Annotated in this window: 1 protein-coding gene; it reads right to left on the reverse strand. The window is 53.6% G+C overall.

Going from position 1 to position 832, the window contains the following annotated elements; genetic code table 11:
• Positions 1 to 262 precede the first annotated feature (262 nt).
• Positions 263 to 832: peptidylprolyl isomerase (locus L9G74_RS23795; protein WP_238898505.1), on the reverse strand; the 570-nt coding region annotated here is incomplete at its 5' end.

Raw genomic sequence — 832 nt, forward strand, 5'->3', positions numbered from 1 at the left:
GTAGCTCATCATATTTTTTTATGTTTCTCATAACAGACTCCATTCACTCTATGAACGAACCACATGATACTGATATTTTAGAAAGGAAAGGAAGGATTCAAAGGGGAAGGGTTTCGAAATGATATCCTTAACACCACAATCCCCTAAACGACGACACGAGAAAGAAAAGAAGAGAAAAAAAAAGGCAAAAACGACACCGAAAGAAACGACACATTCAGAGCCACCGACACAGAGATAAAAGCCTAGGGTCAACGTCGTCTATCTAAGAGAGTTGACCACAGTCGGCGACGACGACAGGCTTGGCGGTCCTGCCGGAGCTGGATCCGACCTTCTCTATCTCCTTGACGACGTCCATCCCCTCGACGACCTGTCCGAACACGACGTGCTTTCCGTCGAGCCACTCCGTCTTCGTCGTGCAGATGAAGAACTGAGATCCGTTGGTTCCGGGACCGGCGTTCGCCATGGAGAGGATGCCGGGACCGGTGTGCTTCTTCACGAAGTTCTCGTCGGCGAACTTGGCGCCATAAATCGACTCGCCGCCGGTTCCGTTTCCGGCGGTGAAGTCGCCGCCCTGGCACATGAAGTTCGGGATCACGCGGTGGAAGGACGAGCCTTTGTAGTGGAGGGGCTTGCCGCTCCGCCCGGCGCCCTTCTCGCCGGTGCAGAGCGCGCGGAAGTTCTCGGCGGTGCTCGGAGTCACGTCGGCGTAGAGCTCCATCACGATGCGGCCAGCAGATTGACCGCCGATGGTCATGTCGAAGAAGACCTTAGGGTTAGGCATAGTTGCTGCAGAGAAGAGAAGCGTAAATGACACTACTGAGGAAGAAAAATA

Origin of the sequence: Shewanella electrica (assembly GCF_022321485.1) — a bacterium.
Taxonomy (GTDB): domain Bacteria; phylum Pseudomonadota; class Gammaproteobacteria; order Enterobacterales; family Shewanellaceae; genus Shewanella; species Shewanella electrica.